Annotated in this window: 12 protein-coding genes and 2 pseudogenes; 8 read left to right on the top strand and 6 right to left on the bottom strand. The window is 43.2% G+C overall.

Annotated features, from left to right (window positions below):
* Window positions 1-19 precede the first annotated feature (19 nt).
* Both RS891_RS16800 and RS891_RS16795 read left to right on the top strand, forming a co-directional pair.
* Window positions 20-3724 (top strand): cobaltochelatase subunit CobN, encoded by a 3705-nt coding sequence (locus RS891_RS16800; RefSeq protein WP_315792462.1) that lies wholly within the window; start codon window positions 20-22, stop codon window positions 3722-3724.
* Window positions 3725-3806: 82 nt separating this feature from the next.
* Window positions 3807-4109, top strand: a complete 303-nt coding sequence (locus RS891_RS16795; protein WP_315792460.1) for an immunity 53 family protein — start codon at window positions 3807-3809, stop codon at window positions 4107-4109.
* Window positions 4110-4809: 700 nt separating this feature from the next.
* Here the strand turns inward: RS891_RS16795 and RS891_RS16790 are convergent.
* A pseudogene (locus RS891_RS16790) lies at window positions 4810-6026 on the bottom strand (IS110 family transposase).
* A 501-nt stretch (window positions 6027-6527) separates the two neighbouring features.
* Here RS891_RS16790 and RS891_RS16785 point away from each other — a divergent pair.
* From RS891_RS16785 to RS891_RS16765, 5 genes and pseudogenes are all read left to right on the top strand, one after another.
* A complete protein-coding gene (locus RS891_RS16785) occupies window positions 6528-6857 on the top strand; it encodes an ArsR/SmtB family transcription factor (RefSeq protein ID WP_315792458.1) in 330 nt (109 codons plus the stop codon).
* Window positions 6858-7185: 328 nt separating this feature from the next.
* Window positions 7186-8748, top strand: a complete 1563-nt coding sequence (locus RS891_RS16780) for an MFS transporter (protein ID WP_315792456.1) — start codon at window positions 7186-7188, stop codon at window positions 8746-8748.
* A 70-nt stretch (window positions 8749-8818) separates the two neighbouring features.
* Complete coding sequence (locus RS891_RS16775; RefSeq protein ID WP_315792454.1) at window positions 8819-12034, top strand: efflux RND transporter permease subunit; 3216 nt, start codon at window positions 8819-8821, stop codon at window positions 12032-12034.
* A gap of 618 nt (window positions 12035-12652) precedes the next feature.
* Complete coding sequence (locus RS891_RS16770) at window positions 12653-13672, top strand: hypothetical protein (protein ID WP_315792452.1); 1020 nt, start codon at window positions 12653-12655, stop codon at window positions 13670-13672.
* A gap of 99 nt (window positions 13673-13771) precedes the next feature.
* Window positions 13772-14101: pseudogene (locus tag RS891_RS16765) on the top strand (fibronectin type III-like domain-contianing protein); the annotation flags it as partial.
* On the opposite strand, the gene RS891_RS16760 reads toward RS891_RS16765, so the two are convergent.
* The 5 genes from RS891_RS16760 to RS891_RS16740 all read right to left on the bottom strand — a co-directional run bounded on the left by RS891_RS16760 (window position 14098) and on the right by RS891_RS16740 (window position 17707).
* A complete protein-coding gene (locus RS891_RS16760) occupies window positions 14098-14694 on the bottom strand; it encodes a class I SAM-dependent methyltransferase (protein WP_315792450.1) in 597 nt (198 codons plus the stop codon). The pseudogene RS891_RS16765 and the gene RS891_RS16760 sit on opposite strands and share 4 nt — an antisense overlap.
* Window positions 14695-14728: 34 nt before the next feature.
* Window positions 14729-15772: a sensor histidine kinase gene (locus RS891_RS16755; protein WP_315796343.1), complete on the bottom strand. Its 1044-nt coding sequence runs from the start codon at window positions 15770-15772 to the stop codon at window positions 14729-14731.
* Between the two features lie 49 nt (window positions 15773-15821).
* Window positions 15822-16505 (bottom strand): response regulator, encoded by a 684-nt coding sequence (locus RS891_RS16750; RefSeq protein WP_397386957.1) that lies wholly within the window; start codon window positions 16503-16505, stop codon window positions 15822-15824.
* Window positions 16506-16591: 86 nt separating this feature from the next.
* A complete protein-coding gene (locus tag RS891_RS16745) occupies window positions 16592-17158 on the bottom strand; it encodes a class I SAM-dependent methyltransferase (RefSeq protein ID WP_315792446.1) in 567 nt (188 codons plus the stop codon).
* A gap of 45 nt (window positions 17159-17203) precedes the next feature.
* Window positions 17204-17707 carry a DedA family protein gene (locus tag RS891_RS16740; RefSeq protein ID WP_315792444.1) on the bottom strand — a complete coding sequence of 168 codons (504 nt, stop codon included), beginning with the start codon at window positions 17705-17707 and terminating at the stop codon, window positions 17204-17206.
* Window positions 17708-18086: 379 nt separating this feature from the next.
* Between RS891_RS16740 and RS891_RS16735 the strand changes: the two genes are divergently transcribed.
* Complete coding sequence (locus RS891_RS16735) at window positions 18087-18578, top strand: HIT family protein (RefSeq protein ID WP_315792442.1); 492 nt, start codon at window positions 18087-18089, stop codon at window positions 18576-18578.
* Window positions 18579-18685: the final 107 nt, after the last annotated feature.

Genomic DNA, 18685 nt, shown 5'->3' with positions numbered 1-18685 from the left:
GTTGAGAGGGGGAGATCCGATGAATATCGTTGTTTTAACAACATCGCATGCAGCTATGAAAGACCTGTCACAGGTTTATAGGAATCTGGAGCCTGCTCTGCGCAGCCAATTAACGTTATCTGTATTTAATATTGAAGGAACGCTCTCGGAAGAGGAATGGCAATCGCTTGAATTCGGTGTGGCAAGGGCAGGGTTTATCATTCATGATCCTCATGGAACACCGGCTCCAACGCTTGTCCGTATTCATGAACGGTGTACCGAAGCAGAAGCCGAGCAGGTGATACTGGGTGGAAGTGCCGAAGGGATTCAGGATCTGTTTCGATTAGGAGCATTGAAGTATGAGGATATTGCGGGGGTTCGACTGCACGGAGGACCTCCGGGTTCCCATAAGGAGCCGGGCAAATCAAACGATTTGCGGCATTATCGTACGCTGCTTGAATATTGGAGGAATGCAGGGGCTAGCAATCTGCACCACATGCTGGGGTATATTGTAACGCATTACGGAAATGAAGCGAGCTGGCCGTCGGTTGAGCCGCCGGTGGTCCTGGAAGCCTTGAGCATTTATGACCCGTATAAGAAGCAGATGTATGAATCGCTGGAAACTTATCGGGCCATGACCGATACCCGGGAAGAACTGCCAACTGTAGCTGTTTTGTTCATGGGGCACAGTTATCCGCTCCATACGGGGGATCTCATCGGCGGAATCATTCAGGAGATTCGGAAATTCGCCCATGTATTGCCTATCGCCATGACTTCCTTGGTCCACGTGGATTCGAAAAAGTTGAGAAATTTCCTGATGTTTGGCGGCACCGGTGGAGGGAAAGTGAATCTGCTCGTCAATTTTATCCCGTTTCGGTTGGGTGCCGGCCCGACCGGCGGTAAAAGCGAAGAGATTCTGGCATTGCTGAGGGAAGTGGAGGCGCCGATGTTTCATCCGTTTTTCCTGACCAGAAGGGAAAAAGAGGAATGGGAACACTCCCGTCAGGGATTGTCTCCTTCGGAATTTCTTGTGCAAATGATGCTGCCTGAGCTGGATGGGAGCATTGAAATGCTTCCGGTTGCTGCATTATTCGCCCGGGACTATGATGAAGAAATGCAGCTTCATATCAAGGAGCTGCAGTTAATCGAAGATCGTGCACAGCGGCTTGTGAACCGAGTCCGGCGATATCTGGAACTTCAGATCAAACCGCCAGCCGAGAAGAGGATTGCCATCATTGGCTACAATTATCCACCGGGAGAGGGGCATCTGTTCCAGGCTTCCTTCCTGGATACCTTCGAATCCGTCTCGCGAATCCTGGAAGTGATGAAACAACATGGCTACTTAACGGAAACGTATTCCGGAACAGAGCTGCGAGAGCGATTTATCCAGGAGGGAATTGTGAATTCCGGGATCTGGACAGACGAATGCGAGTCTGACTCTTTACTGAAGTACGACAGCGATGACTACGTTCGGAATAACGAAGTGTTTGCCAAACGCCGGGAAGAGTACGTTCATCAGTGGGGAGAACCCCCTGGCGATATCATGACTACAGAGTCCGGTGCGTTCCGAATTCCGGGGCTGATAAGCGGCAATCTGTTTATCGGAGTGCAGCCCAGCCGCGGGATTCATGAGAATCCCGAAGCGGCCTATCATGATAAAAGCCTGCTTCCACATCATCAGTATCTCGCTTTCTATCAATACATTCGGGACGAATTCAAGGCCGATGCCATCCTGCATGTAGGAACTCATGGGACCCTTGAGTTTCTGGAGGGCAAAGAGAGCGGAATGTCCGGCGACTGCCTGCCGGATGCGTTGATTCAGGATCTTCCGCATGTTTATGCCTATTATGTCGGCAATCCGTCCGAAGCCATGATTGCCAAGCGAAGAACGCATGCAACTCTGATCGGATATCAATCACCGCCCTTCACGGTAAGTGGTTTATATGGCGAATACGCCGAACTTGAAGCGCTGCTGCATCAGTACCGGGCTGAGGAACAGCTGAATCCGGCACGAGTAGCCGAAGCTTGGAAATTGCTGCAGGAGCAAGCAGCTGCCTTGTTTCTTGACGCCGAGGAACCGGAAGAGATCGAGAAGGAGTTGTACCGCATCGGAAGATCCTTTATCCCCGAGGGTTTACATGTTTTAGGGGAAGGTTATGGGCATGAACAGGCTGCCAGGCATATGAAAATGATTCTCTGTCATGATCGCGGTTCACATGCTTCGCTCCAGAGATTGTATGCCGCCTCGCTGACTTGGGATTATGACAACCTGCTGGAAAGCCAGAGTATTGACAAGCTCCAACAGCTGGACAAGTATGTAGAGGACGCAGTCTTGTTTTTTATTCACAACAGCGAAATTCCCGACCCTCCGCATCTGCCGGAGAAACTGCGGATTAACTGGCAGGAAACATGGAATCATGGATTGGCTGCATACCGTTCAACCAAAGCTGATGCGGAGCTGAAGCATCTTCTCAAAGCGCTGGATGGAAAATATATTCCAGTTTCTCTGGCAGGCGACTGTATTCGCAATCCGGAGGTGCTGCCCTCGGGCAATAATCTGGTGCAGTTCGATCCCAGAGCTGTTCCGAGCCGTACGGCCGTGATAAGTGGGTTACAGATCGCGGAGAATACGCTAAATCTGTATCATGATGCCCATCAGAAATTTCCGGAAACGACCGCACTTGTCATGTGGGGACTGGAGACCTCGCGTACCCAGGGAGAAACGCTGGGACAGATTCTGGCTTATCTCGGAGTCAGAGTCAAGGAACGGGAAGGCTCCATGCACAGGGAGTTTGAAATTATTCCGGCACAAGAGCTTGGCAGACCCCGACTGAATGTGGTCGTACATATCTGCGGTTTCTTCCGGGATATGTTTCCGGATCTGCTGGTGGAGCTTCATCAACTGTTTAGAGCTGTCTCGGAACTCGATGAACCGGCAGAGCAGAACGTATTTAAAAAGCGTTCCGAGCAGTTGTATAAACAATTGCGCGAGGCCGGAGCTGAGCATGATGAGGCATGGGATTTGGCATGCGCACGTATTTTCGGTCCTGCGGAAGGAGAATACGGGACGTCTGTGGCCAAATTGGTGGAGACCAAACAATGGGAAGACGAAAGCCGTTTGGGAGAAGCTTTTATGCACAGCCTGAAACATGTGTACAGCGCGAATTATCGAGGCAGGGAGATGTATGAGCTGTACAAGGCCAATCTGGCGGCAGTGGATATCGTTTCGCAAATCCGGAGCAACCATGAGCACGAAATTATCGATCTGGATCATTATTACGAATTTTTTGGCGGTTTGGCCAAGTCAGTCGAGATCACCAAAGGGGAGACAGCGGATATATTCATTTCCGATACGACGCGCGAGCATGTTCTGACAGAAGAGCTGCAGCATGCAGTAAAGCGTGGGGTGCGAACGCGTATGCTCAATCCCAAATGGATCGAGGGAATGCTGAAGCATGATTATCATGGGGCACAGAAGGTGGCTGACCGAATGGAGAATCTGCTGGGTCTCGCCGCAACGACCAACCAGGTGGATTCCTGGATCTTTTCTGCCGTCCATCAGGAATATGTAGCAGATGAACATCGCAGCAAACAAATGCGGGACAATAACCGCTGGGCTTATCACGGCATGCTGGAAACCTTGCTTGAGAGCCATCAGCGGAATTATTGGAATGCTTCCGAGGAGGAGCTTGAAATGCTGCGGAATCGTTATCTGGAGCTTGAAGGGGATTTGGAAGGAAACTAAATTATAGCTATATTAATGGTAAATCAATACCTCAGGGAGTTAGACCAGCTAGACCTGATAAAATTCCGAAGAAGAGGTAAATATGATGAACACATTAAAATGGCTCCAGAACTGGTATCTTGAAAACTGTAATGGTGATTGGGAGCATTCATACGGTGTGAAAATTGATACTGTAGATAATCCCGGTTGGTCTGTCAAAATCGACTTGACAGATACTTATTTAGAAGACGTACCCTTTGAGTCAATTGAAGAAGAGAGAACTGAAGAAGATTGGTTTTATTGTATTGTGAGAGATGGAGGGTTTCACGGTGCAGGCGGAGCATCGAATCTAGAAGAGATACTCATTTACTTTAAAAATTGGGCTTCAAGCATAGAAAGACAATAATTACGCAATATTCAAAATAGGAACCTTGGTTGGATAGTGTCTTCAATCAAGGTTCTTTTTCTTGTTTTGTTTTTACCTGTAAATCCTACTTGTGCTGAATTTTCTGAAGATGTGTCTTCAAAATGCTTGTAACAATGATCGAATCGGCTGCTCCCAAATTTGAAACTATGGGACAAGGCAATTCAATGAGTAAACAACAAAGGCACGCCCATGAGAGTAATATAAGGAGATGATCAAATGCATCTATAAGAATTTGATTTAGACACCAAGCAACAAAATTAGACTATAAGTTGAATTGTTAATGAAAAAGACGTTCATTCAGATTGGAAACTCGCTGTATTACAGCGATGTATGAACGTTTATTTGGGAAGTAAAGACGAAAGATTGTTGGAAAGTCCTAATAGAATGTGTAGAAAACATTTCGGACGAAAAGATCATTAACAATTCGGGTGTGTGTTCGGCGCCAATCCAATTTAGTTGGAATGACTTCGGTGCAAAAAGTAAGTTGGAGGACAGAACATGCTCCCATTACCGATTGGACATATTTCTAATCGATCTTCGTTCGTTAAGCTATACCAGCTAATAGCTTGTCAAGATTACCAGTCAAGTCATTCAAATCATGTGTTATAGTTAAAAATGAGCATGCCAAAAACCCTCCAATTACTCCTACGCCTTGGAAGGTTATACCAGTTAAATTCCTTTAAGTTGGACGGAATGCCTTTTTGTTTTTCAAAATAGCATGGAGCCAATGAACAAGCTTATTTGCACATGCGACTAGAGCTACTTTAGCGGTTTCCCTTCGGCCCTTTTGCGATCATAAAACTCTTTGATCCGTGTATTGCGACAACGGATAAGTCCGCACTGAACAGCCAAAACCAGCGCATAACGAAGCTGCCGAGAACCACGTTTGGTGATTGGATTGCGGGTTGCCGTAAACTTACCCGAAGCAAAGACACTTGGGTCGATACCAGCAAAGGCTACTAGTTTTTTCGGATGATCAAATCGGTCAATTTCCCCAATTTCCCCAATTTCCGATAAAATTGTTGCTGCAATTTTATGGCCAATACCGGGAATAGATTGAATTAAATCATACTCTTCGATCTCTTCTGCCAGGGCATTTATGTTTCGTTCTAACTCAGTAAGATGCTCCTGGTACTGAAGAATCAAGGTTATAAGAACTTTTAAATTGATTAAGTGGCTGGCATACATGGTTTGCTCAAAAGGATTTTGTTTTGCCGCATGAAGTAGCCGCTTTACTCGTTCGTTAATCCAAGCCTCTGAACGGCCTCGTTTTGTTGGAAGCATTTCTTTGATTTTAGCATTAAGTGTTTCTTTGTCCGTTTTCAAAACCGAATATGAGGTTGGGAACTCACTTAAAAACCGTAGTGAAATGCCTGAATACATAGCTCCAAAGACACCTCTGTAGGCAGGGAAAACCTGATCTAAAACAGCTTGGAATTGCAGTTTAGTCTGTACACACATCTTTGAAAGAGACTCGTATTGCCTTGTAAGATAGCGCAGATTGAGAAGTTGCACGCCTCTTTTCTTAAAAGGTTCAAACTCTTCCTTGTAGTACAACTCACCGAATAGGTAAGCGTCAGCAGCATCCGTCTTTACTTTACGAAGCTGAGACTTTCTAAGCCGATTGGAGATGAGTGGATTAATGACAATGTAAATATCGTGATGTTCCTCTAAGAACTGAACAACTGGGCTTTGGTAATGTCCGGTTGCTTCTAGAATAAGCAAAGGACGTTGTTTGGATACAGATTCCACGTCCTTTAAAACTTGATGTAGATTTGTTAGGCCATCACGAGTGTGCTCGAAGTGGAATGTCCCTCTGAAAGGCTTTCCGCGCGCTAAAAAGGCTTGTCCATGACTTTCTTCCTTTGAAATATCTAGACCGACAACTGGATTCATTTCATCTCATCTCTCCCTGTAAGTTTAGATTCACCGGCATCCCCTAAGGTTCTTCTCGTCGCTCCATAGCATCGCTTGTTATACGGGATCTTACGTCCCAACCAGCCTCAATCATGGTCATGACAAGTAGGGGCGACACTATAGCGCTCGGGATCAAGTCCCACGGGCAGGTACGTTCGACCAGGCTACCTTAATCCTCTATGCTAACGAAAAAAGGATCAACCAGAAAGAACTGGTTGATCTCATAATACGAACGGGCAGGTTAGTGTAAAGGTATGATAAAAAGAAGTATGTTACGAATGTTTATACTCGCCCTGATTTGAGAAACCTAGGTATCGGATCAGAAATTCATAAAGCTACCGAAAAGAAATGGGATTGAGCAGCAGCTTTTGAGGGGTTCACATATGTGAGTATGTGATATCAAAAGTATTTTTATTGAATTATTCTGAAAACATTGACATGTGCACACGAATGCATATAATAAGTTTAGGGGGTAGGGAAATGGGAGTAAATTTTGATCCAAATAAATGTAAAAAGCTGATAGAAGACAATATCGATATTGAGTTTTTTCGAGCAGTTCTTGATCCAGTGCGGAGTGAGTTGTTGATTTTTCTTTCTGCAAATGGTGAAATGACAATCGGTGGTATTGCAGAATATTTTCCGCAGAATCGTTCAGTTATTTCTCGGCATCTTGATTTCATGAGTCGTTTTGGTATCGTTCAAAGGAGAAAAGATGGACGAGAAGTTTATTACAAAACGAATAATAATTTCATTGTAGATAAATTTGAACAAACAGCTAACAATATGAAAGCACTCATGAATTTGAAATAATGCAGTGCTTTTTATATTGATATATATATGCATTTGTACACACATATACACGATAAAGAGTTTATTTTAATTCAATCAAAGATGCATGATCTGGATTTTTCCGAATATGAAGTGAACTTGCAGGGTATTTTTATAACTTTTCCTCTGTTGACATTCAGATAACGGCGAGCGCTACTTAGCGATTCGAGAGTGGTTGGTTTGTATCCGCAGCAGTTATAGCAAACATCTAACAATATGAAAGCACTCATGAATTCGAAATAATGCAGTGCTCTTCATTTTAATATATATATGCATTAATGCACACATATACATGAAATGGGTTTTCATTTTGACACAATCAAGAAGAAAATGGTGGGTTTTAGCCACGGTTAGTTTAACCGTATTTATGGCCATGTTAGACATTACAATTGTCAATGTTGCATTACCAGATATACAACAAGCTTTTTCATCGAGTTTTTCAAATCTACAATGGGTGCTGAATGCCTATACTTTAGTTTATGCTGCAATGTTATTGCCAGTTTCAAAATTAGGCGACATTATCGGACGTAAAAAAGTCTTTTTATTAGGATTGGGTATTTTTATGATTGGCTCTTTAGCCAGCGGATTAGCAAACAGTGATATTTGGTTAAACATCTTCCGTGGATTTCAAGGAATTGGTGGAGCGGCTATGATGTCATTATCATTAACGATAGTTACTTCTTCATTTCCTGAAAAACAAAGAGGACTTGCACTAGGTATTTGGAGTAGTGCCGTTGGGCTTGCTATTGCCGGTGGTCCTTTGGTCGGTGGAGCATTAGTCGATGCTTTTGGTTGGAGATCTATTTTTCTTGTTAACATTCCAGTTGCGGTTGTAGCAATTATATTAGGAATGTTTGTGATTAAAGAAAGTGAAACAAACAAAAATGGACGAATTGATATTTGGGGACTGATTTTCAGTACAGCGATGATTTTTACGATGATTTTAGCCTTAATTCAAAAGTCAGTGAATGGAGATTACGCATGGACTAATTGGCACATTTTAACTCTACTTGGATTATCACTTATTTTACTTATAGCTTTTATCATTACCGAAAGAAAAGTAGAACAGCCGATGATTGAATTATCTGTTTTTAGAAATTGGACATTTAATGGGGCTAATATCGCAGCTTTTGTATTAAGTGCTGGACTATACGGAGGATTTACCTATTTAACCATTATTATGCAAAATTACATGGGTTACTCGGCTTTTGATACAGGTGCAAAAATGTTACTCATTAGTGGTTTTACGATAGTTCTTGGTCCAATTGCCGGAATTATCTCGGGGAAAATTGGTAACCGTTGGTTAGTTAGTGGAGCACTATTGATCGGTGCAATCGGAATATTTGTTATGCGTTATATGATCAAAGCTCCGTTTGAGTGGAGCTATCTGATGCCTGGTTTTATTCTTTTAGGTATTAGCAATGCTCTAGTTAATCCACCTATTACTAATGCTGCTATGAGTTCAGTTAATAAAGAGTATGTAGGTATGGCTTCTGGTATTTTAAATGTTTTTAGACAAGTGGGTATCTCCTTTGGTGTTGTAATGCTTGGAATTAAATTAACGGAAGGTTATAACGCTTCATTGAACACAAGTATCATGAATTTAGCCAATATTCCTACCGAGTTTAGAAATCAAATGCTGGATGTTTTCCATAAAGCTGGAGCTTTTGGAGGTTCACAAGTTTTTGATAGCAAGCAAGCTGAAGCATATAAAGCTATGCCAGCTTTTGATGAAATGAAGTCACTCGTGTTTAATGCTTTTAATTCAGGTATGCAAAATGTAACACTATTGATTGGTATTTTCTTAATAATTGGTACATTCGCGAGTGCAATTTTGATTAAAAACAAAAAGAATACACAGAACGGGAATTAATCTTCCTTCGAGAGACTCGCAATGGAAATGATGAATCCTTAGTTTTACTTTATTAAGAGGGAGATTAGAAATGAGAACAATACTGAAGTTTAGATGGCTGGTACTTGCGGTTTGGCTGATTGCAACGGTGGGACTGATGGTTACCGCACCGGGGATGCAGGATCTGGTACGAACAAAGGGGCAGATTAATGTTCCAGATGGGTACTCCTCGACCGTAGCCCGCGAATTAGAAAAAGCCATTGGAGAGAACGACAGCTCTGGCGCCAGCAGCGGAATGCCAACTGTGCTTGTATTCCATAAGGATGGAGGGTTGTCAGCTGAAGACCTTGCAGAGGTGAAGGGCGGTATCAACAAGCTTAAGAGCGATGGGGAATCGATCGGCGTGTTGTCGGTCACGACCCACTTTGATACCAAAGGGCTGGCAGAGCAGATGGTATCAAAGGATGGCAACACCATCATTGCCCTCGTGAATGTCGAGGCCGGCGACCGTGAGATCTCTGAGCTTCGCAATGGCCTATACGAGGCGATCTCGAACGTAAAAGTGGAGCATTATTATACGGGTAACTGGCTGATTTCCGAGGACGTTCTCCAAAGCTCGCAAGATGGACTTAAGAAAACAGAATTCATTACACTTGGTTTTATTCTAGTTATTTTGTTCGTAGTATTCCGTTCGGCCATCGCACCGTTCGTGCCGCTTGTAGCGGTAGGATTTACTTATTTAATTTCGCAGTCCATTATTGCTTTTCTGGTCGAATACTTCGACTTCCCGTTGTCTAATTTTACGCAGATCTTTTTGGTCGCCGTTTTGTTCGGTATAGGAACCGATTATTGCATTCTGCTCATCAGCCGCTTCAAGGAAGAGCTTAACCATAATGGCGGTGATACGACGGAAGCGATCGTCAATACGTACCGTACAGCAGGAAAAACCGTATTGTTTTCTGGATTAGCTGTATTGGTCGGTTTTTCGGCTATTGGCTTCTCTACGTTTATGCTTTATCGTTCGGCGGTTGCCGTTGCGGTCGGCGTAGCTATTTTGCTCATCGCATTATTTACGATTGTACCGTTCTTTATGGCGCTGCTCGGAAGCAAGCTGTTTTGGCCGGCAAAAGGTTCTTTGGAGCATAAGCCAAGCAAGTTATGGGGAGCGGTCGGCAAATTTTCCTTGAAACGTCCATTATGGGCGCTCATTATATTAGCTGTCATTATTGTCCCGTTCTTAACAGCCTATAAAGGCACGATCTCTTTTAATTCGTTAGACGAGATTGGCGATAAATACGATTCGGTTAAAGCTTTCAACATCATATCAGACAGCTTCGGCCCTGGGGATTCACTGCCGACAACTGTAATTGTCAAAACCGATAAGCCGCTGGATACACCTGAGGGGCTTGCTACGTTGGAGCAAGTAAGCCGAGAACTGGCAAATACGCAAGGCGTAAAAGCCGTGCGCAGCGCTACTCGCCCTACAGGCGAGGTTATGGAGCAATTTCTTGTCTCCGATCAAGTGGTGTCTTTGGAGGATGGCCTTGGCCAAAGCGGCGAAGGCTTAGGTAAAATTGGGGATGGGCTGTCAGAAGCAAGCAGCGCCTTGAATGAAAATGCACCAAAATTAAATGAGGCAGTAGATGGCGCCGGGCAGCTAGTTGTAGGTACCAATAAGCTGAAGGATGGCATTGTGCAGCTTGGTGATGGCTTAAAACGAATCCAGCAAGGCTTGAAGGACGGCACGGTTGGTGCGAGCGAGCTTAGCAAGGGCCTGAAGCAAGCGCAGGTTAGTGCCGAGCAGTTGGCTGGCGCAAGCAAGCAGCTGCAGGCCAGCTATGATAAGCTGGGCGGAGGTCTTGGAACATTGACAGGTGCTTACACTGCCATTGCATCGGACCAAGCGAAGCTTGCGAGTGGTTTGTCAGGGGTCGAGCAAGGGCTCTCAGATCTTCAAGAGAGCTACCCAGAGCTGCAAAATGATGCAAACTACAAACAAGCGCTAAGCACACTGGCTCAACTGCAAGTGGGAGCTTCAAGCATTAGCGGCCAATTGAAACAGCTGAACGAGCAGCTTGCCGGCATTTCATCTGGCATGACGCAGGCCAATGCAGGCTTCTTACAGGCAGTAGAAGGACAGTCGTCACTGGCTGCGGGTCTTGGCAAGCTGGCAGCTGGACTGTCCGAGCTGCAAAAAGGGATTGCGCAGGCCGCTACAGGCCAAGGACAAATCGTCTCTCAGCTACCAAGCGTAACACAAGGATTTAACGAGCTAACCGATGGCCAGAAAGAGTTGCAAGCGGGCTTTGCTTCACTTAATGCTCAGCTTGGCGGGCTTACAACCGGCCTTGATCAGAGTGTAGATGGTTTGACTGAGGTAAAAGATGGGCTCGCTTCGGCAGGAGGCTACCTGAATGGCCTTGCCGGATCGCCGAATAAACAAATGACGGGCTGGTACATCCCGGAAGAAGCCATTGCGAACGAGGAATTCCAAACGGCGCTTGATGTGTATATGTCGGAGGATCGTCAAACAGCTAAGTTCGATGTCGTATTTGGCAGCAACCCCTACTCCCAAGAAACAATGGCGCAAATTGACGGTCTTGAAGCGGCTGTAAATCGCGCAATTCAAGGCTCTGCATATAGCGGCGCTCAGGTGGCGAGTGGCGGTATAACGAGCATGAACAACGATTTGAGCAACATATCGAAAGCAGATTATTCGCGTACAGTTATTTTGATGTTGATCGGAATATCGATCATTTTGATCATTTTGTTCCGGTCGATCGTCATGCCATTGTATATGATAGCCTCACTGCTGATTACCTTTTATTCCTCGATGGCGATTGCAGAGGTCATATTTGTACGGCTGTTAGGCCAATCGGGCATCAGCTGGGCGGTTCCTTTCTTCGGCTTCGTCATGCTGGTAGCACTCGGCATCGATTATAGTATCTTCCTGATGGATCGGTTCAAGGAGTACCGCCATCTCTCGCCGCAGGAAGCTATTCTTGAAGCGATGAAAAACATGGGAACAGTCATTATGTCTGCAGCGGTTATTCTGGGCGGTACGTTTGCGGCGATGCTCCCTTCTGGCGTAATGTCACTCCTGCAAATTGCAACAATTGTGCTTTGTGGACTGTTTATATACGCTTTGCTCATGCTACCGCTATTCATTCCCGTTATGGTCCGTACGTTCGGGCCAGCAAACTGGTGGCCTTTCATCGGCTGCAGGACGAATGAGGAGCAAGAGACTCGTGCACTCGACGGGCATCAGCTGAAGGAGCAGCATGTCTCACATGATTCCATGCACTAAATAAATTGAAAAGGATTACCTAGGGCATGTATCAACGGCTCGGAGGTAATCCTTTTGTTTAACGCTGCTCCTCATAAAGCATTTAGAATTTTGACTAGTTCCTGTTTTCAATCTATACTATAGCTAGTTTGAATATAAGGGGGAAGTATCAAGTGTCTGCTGTTGTTCTTAGCTAGTTAATTGCATTAGGTTTATTTCATTTAAATTGCAGAAATCCGCTTATTTAAGTGGTTTATTTCTTCATGCAATAAAATGGAATAACTCTTGCATTAGTTAAGAACATGGGACATCGACTACTTCTAGTTGACTGCGGAACCGTGCTCTCATGCATGGTTTTTTTACATTAATCCTGTTTTGACAGGTGTTATTTATTTGACATTCGGTTGAATTGGGATATCATGTTATCCGTTAGTCAATTCTCTACAGAGGCAGAAGATGAACAATATGTTCATTTTCTGCCCCTTTTTTTTGTTTTGAAAAATAATGAGGAAGGAAGTGAACTCGAAGGCACGTCGGAGACCTCTTTGCTTAGAGATATTCTTAGGAGTTTAAAAAATTTGCTCTAATGGGTAAACCTATATTAACTAGATTGGTAGGTAGATTAATGTGGAACATAATATGATCATAATTGCTCAAGGTTTAGCCGAAGAACTACAACGTGGAAAGATACGTCATTTAGATCAAGGGTATATGACAGATGCTGAACGTGGGTGGTCTGGTGCGGATGTACGTCGTATAGAGGTTACTTATGAAAATGGTCAAAAGGAGAGCATGATATTTAAAGAAGCTGCTCTAAAAGAACGTATGGCAATGAAAACGTTAACTGACCAGGGCCATCAGAACACGCCCGCCACTTTTTCACTAGATATAGAAACAGATGAGCCCGGATGGATGGCGATAGAAGATTTGGGTAGTGTTAAATCTCCTCCGCCTGGCGTAGACTGGTCGCCAAGAGTTGCGGAGGCATTAGCCAGAATCCATGCCCGTAATATGCATAGAGGGTCGGAGATGCTGTGGCTCCCCCATGCTGACCGTCATTATTGGGAAAATTATTTAGTTACACAAGTGTCTGTGGACCATTTTCAAACGCTTATAGAGCAGAACCCCGAATTTTACAGGGAATTTGGCTCGTATCTGCCATTACTACGTGAAAAAGCCAACGATTTTGCACGTGATATGGCGGCTTTGTACGATGAGAAGGAAAGCCAGACTCTCACGCATGGAGATTTGCAATCGGTAGATGGTTCCCACATCCATTATTACAAAGGAAAACCCTATTTTATTGATTTCGGATGGTGTTATTTTGCGCCCTTTTATATTGATCTGGCCAGTTATTTTAACTTTGAGGATGCCAAACTTTATTATAAGGAATTAATTGCAAACGGTATATCACTTAGCTATGATGATTTTTATGAAAGATTAAGGGCAGCATTTCGTTACTCTGGGTTGATATACTTATATCCCAGTATTAGACAATGGACTCTCGGGCCTACTGAACTAACGGGTAAACGTCTGCTTCATATGTTGAAGATTATACTTACAGGCGAGTTCCCAGAGCGCAAGATTGATTACTCTAGCAAGCTTTTCTCAAAGCTGCTCAATGAACATAAGAACGGCACACTTCATAAGCTCAATTAAATTGTTTCATCATGAGATCGCGATTTAGCATTACGTTTGCTCCCAACAAGCGGGCGAGCTATGGAACTCTCATCAAGATGCAACTAAACCCGTCCAGAGAAGGAATTAAATTTTGCCAAAATCGAGCTTGAGCCGGGCGAAAAACGCAGAATCGTCTTCGATCTTGAAGAGAGAGACTTCTCATACTACAACATGAAGTATAACCGTTGGGTTACAGAGAGTGGATTTTTCCAAATCGCACTGGGTAGGTCATCCAGAGACATCCGAATCACCGAACATTTGCATTGCAACTTCGGAAAGGAAGAAGTTACGTTCCACAAGTTCAGCCTGCTCAGCGTATTGCTCGTGTTGAGAAGGCGCGGTAATGTTAATTTCATTAAAAACCATCTTTTTATAGATGGTTTTTTTTATAACGCTTCGTATGGTTAGAATACGGATTCCCTCGTTTCACTGTGTCCTTCATCTTTCGTTTTGCGACAAGTATACACAAAAACAGGAGGGAAGCTGAGGGGCACAAATTTAATTTTCTCAATATCGAATAAATCAGCCAATCGTTTCTTCATATGAAGTGAGTACTGGTACAAAACTAATGTGCCTCCAGGTCGGAGCGCTGTATGGATTTGTGACAGGATGTTTTGTCTCATTTCTCTGGAAAAATTAAAAAAGGGCAGTCCGCAAATGATGCTATCCAACTGATCGATATGTTCTTGATGGATCCTTTTCAAAAGATAGGATGCATTCGAATGGAACATGATTTCAGGATATGTTTTCTTCAGATTACTCCTCATTTTTGGGTCTCTTTCAAATAAAAACACGGTTGCAGATTGTGGTAATTTTGATCTCATAAGACGTGTGATGGCACCTGTTCCTGGCCCCAGCTCTGCAATGGTTGTAACTTCATCCCATTGTACAGACTGGACGATTTTATTGGCTAGAAATTTGGAACTGGGCAGGACACTTCCTACTCGTTTGGGGTTCTTTAAGAATCCTTGCAGGAAAAGAAACGGTTCGGATGTTTTCATTGCGGTATCCTCCATTGTTGAATTCTTTGATGTTTCACTGGATGTTAGAAGGCAAGCTTAGTTGGAATGTAAAAACGTTAAGCGTATGTTGAAGCGTTAAGGTACCCTGATGTAACTCCGCAATATTTTTTGCAATCGAAAGACCCAAACCAGCCCCCGTTTGAATGCCTTCGCTGCTTCTTGAATAATCCACCTTATAAAATCGATCAAACAGCTTATCTTTTTGCTCTATTGTGAGCGGCGTACCTTTATTTTCGACTTTAATGGTAATGTGCTCGTGACCCATACTCATTCGAATGTGAATCGTACCAGGTTTCAAGGAATACTTCAGGGCGTTCATAAGAAGATTATCGATGGCACGAGCAATCTTATCACTATCCACGCAGGCCATGATTGGGGAATCGCCAATCTCTTTCTCAATATGAATTCCATTCTCCTGAGCTAAAGGTTCAAATTCAAACAGCAACTGGTCCAATAGTTGATATAGGTCAACCTTTCTCAAATCCAATCGGGTATCCACTGAGGTTAGACGTGTGTATTCAAATAAATCATCGAGCAGCTTCTTTAAATGCGTTGCTTTGTTATGGGTATTTTGAATGAAGCGGTCATACTCTGCTTTGTCTTGAAATGATTCTGTTCTTAGAAGCTCAATATAGCCGATTATGCTGGTTAGCGGTGTGCGCAGGTCATGTGAGATGCCCGTGATCATATCCATCTTGGATTTCTCCAGCTCGCGCTCCTTAACCATCTGCAGCTGCAGCTGTTCAGTCATGTGATTAATGTTGGAAGCCACTCGCCCAAGTTCATCTTGTCTATTAACGGGCACCCGGTAGTCCAGATTTCCTTCTGAAATGAATTGCAATCCTTTCTCCAATGTAATGAGATCTCGGACAATTTTTCGTGTAGAAAACAAAAAAATTAACGTGAAAATTACGATGAAGATTGGTGTTAGAATATAAGGAAAGATGTAGAGAAGCGAGGGCCATTCAAATCTTTCACTAATTTTTGCGGCACCTATGATCAACATATTATTTACACCAACAGAGCCAACAAACGAAATTAATAAACTGATCAACATTCGATATAGGATGTTAATCTGTATCTTTTTTCTAAACTGTGGTAATCGTTTAATCAATTTTATAACCCACTCCCCATACCGTTTTAATATACTGAGGTTCTCGTGGGTTCACTTCCAGTTTCTCTCGCAGATTGCGAATATGGACCATAACCGTATTATCCGAATACCCGTAAGGTTCTTTCCATACGGTTTCGTAAATCTTTTCGGAGCTGAAAACTTGACCAGGATGGCTGGCAAGCAACACCAGAATGGAAAACTCCAGTGGCGTAAGCGAAATATCATTGTCCTTTAACTTCACGGAATGTTTACTTGTATCAATAACAAGGTCCTTGATCAGGATAAGTGAATTGAATTCTGCTTTGCCAATCAGTGTTTGACGTCGTAGCTGAGCCTTAACGCGAGCTAGTAATTCTAACGGATTAAACGGTTTGACCATGTAATCGTCAGCCCCGGTAGTCAGGCCTGTAATTTTATCAATGTCCTCTTCCTTGGCGGATAGCATAATAATGGGTGTGGTTGATACTTCTCTTATTTTGAAGCAGGCTTTGATTCCGTCCATAATGGGCATCATGACATCCAGTATAACGAGCTGGATAGATGTAGTTTTGATAATATTTAGTGCTTCTTCACCATTGGCTGCTTCAATGACCTGATATCCTTCGTTACGTAAATAGACATGAATGACATCACGGATGTCTGGCTCATCATCAACAATGAGAACGGTACTCACAATTCAACACTCCTTATGTGACCTGTTTTAAATGAAATTTTAAATGCTTATAAGTGGATGATATCAGTGTAAACTATAGCCTAAGATGTTTAAATTGTTTCCTTTTTGCGACAGACATAAACGAAGGCAGGAGGGATATTCAAGGGCATTAATTCTATCTTTTCGATGATAAATTTTTCGGATAGTGTTTTTTTCATTTGAAGCGAATATTGAAAGGCGATGAATAACCCCTCGGGTTTGAGTGCCTTATGAATCTGCTCTACCAACGTATTCCTTAATTCCGATTCAAAGTTAAAGAAAGGCAACCCGCTAAATATACAGTCCAGTTGCTCAACACTCTCTTGCTTCATGGATTCCACTAATCGAGAGGCATCTGGATAACAGGGGAATGTAGGGTATTCAGTCTTCAGCTTAATCCTCATCGTCTCGTTCATCTCAAACAATAACACCTGGGTTGAATCTTGTGCTTGTTGATGAATATAACGAGTGATGGCGCCTGTGCCTGATCCGAGTTCGGCGATTGCTTTTACGTCTAGCCAAGGGGCCTGGTTCACCATTTTGTTAGCGAGAAACCGGGAACTGGGTATGATGCTGCCAACATGTTTTGGGCTTTGAAGAAAGCTTTTCAGAAATAAAATAGGTTCATTGGAATTCATGATTGTGGTTCCTCCGTATACGTGATGGTATGTTATCAAAATCGATTAGAATTGTAATAAATGAAGCATTGATAGAATTGGAGCGCCGAAGTAGATTCCCGCTGTAAAATACGTTATGGTCCAAAGCAAAGCACTGGAATATGAAATGAGAGCAAATTTCCGATATTGAACGCCGCCTAGTCCAATGATCAGAGGGAGAACATATCGCACGATTGGAATGAATAAACCTATGCACATCGCCCAATTGCCACTCTTATTCAAAATCAGTTCAGCCTTAACGAAGTGCTTATTACGTTGAAATCTTTGTTTTATCTTGGGTCCAAATAACTTCCCTGCAAAATAAGCAAAGGTAATGGCGGTTAATAGTCCTGTTAAAATGCAGAAGTATGTGATACATGAATTGATAACACCGGTGTGACTTAAAATGGCACCACTGATAATCGTGATTTCATTCGGAATTGGAATGCCAAATGGCCCTAATGTGAAGGCAAAATAAAAAATCAGATATCCATACTGATGTAGTAGCTCTAAAATCGTATTACTGATCATTGTTTTGCCCCCTCTCTTGTCGATATAGAAATCATAATGAAAAAAACTAAGGAATTAATAAGCATAATTCTGAAGAAAATCTAAAGATTACATAGGCAAAGCGATACTACGGTACATGCAAGACAAAAAGCCTTGCTAACTTACTGGCAAGACTTGATAGGGTGGATATATTCAGGAGTAGTGGTCAAGTGACACAGTCACAACAACAATGCTTTTCACATGATTTAACGTTAACGTGCCACTTTGCAGTCGAGAGCCGGGCATGCCGGAATAAAAGCGAGCTCAGATTGATTACCAATGTTGAGGATAACGCAACGAACAGCAGTCGCTTGCGTCTAAAAGAAGGTTGGGAAAATATGAAAGGAGTGGAGTGAAAAAGATGACGGCATCATTTTCACATAAGCCCGAAGGATACGAATGTCCATTTTGTTGTGTTTGGGGTATTGAGCGACCTAATCAGGGAACAAAGCAAAAGGATATCATCTATCAGAATGAAAAGGTAACGGCATTTATTGCAAGCAAATGGTGGCCAAACAATAAAGGACATGTTCTTGTTATTCCTAATCAACATTTCGAGAACATCTTTGAACTACCTGCGGATTACGCTGTTGAAATTCACCGTGCGGCTCAGCTTACAGCATTTGCAATGAAAAGTACATATGGATGTGATGGGATTTCTACGCGGCAACATAATGAGCCCGCTGGCAATCAAGACGTGTGGCATTATCATCTCCATGTTTACCCTAGATATGTGAATGATCAACTTTATCTGTCAAAGGGTTCTCAGTCCGATCAAGATGAACGCGCTTTCTATGCTGATAAGTTGCGTTCTTGGATAAAGGAAAACATTGAGGTTCTCTCACTCAGCTAATGGGAAACGATATCTCAATAAAAATAAAGAGCAGTCTGCAGTTCTGCAGGCTGCTCATGTGATAAAAAAGAAACGACATATGATTTCGCTTCTGGACAGAGGCTAGG

This window comes from Paenibacillus sp. BIC5C1, assembly GCF_032399705.1.
Taxonomy (GTDB): domain Bacteria; phylum Bacillota; class Bacilli; order Paenibacillales; family Paenibacillaceae; genus Paenibacillus; species Paenibacillus taichungensis_A.
This window is presented reverse-complemented; position numbering and strand designations above follow the sequence as displayed.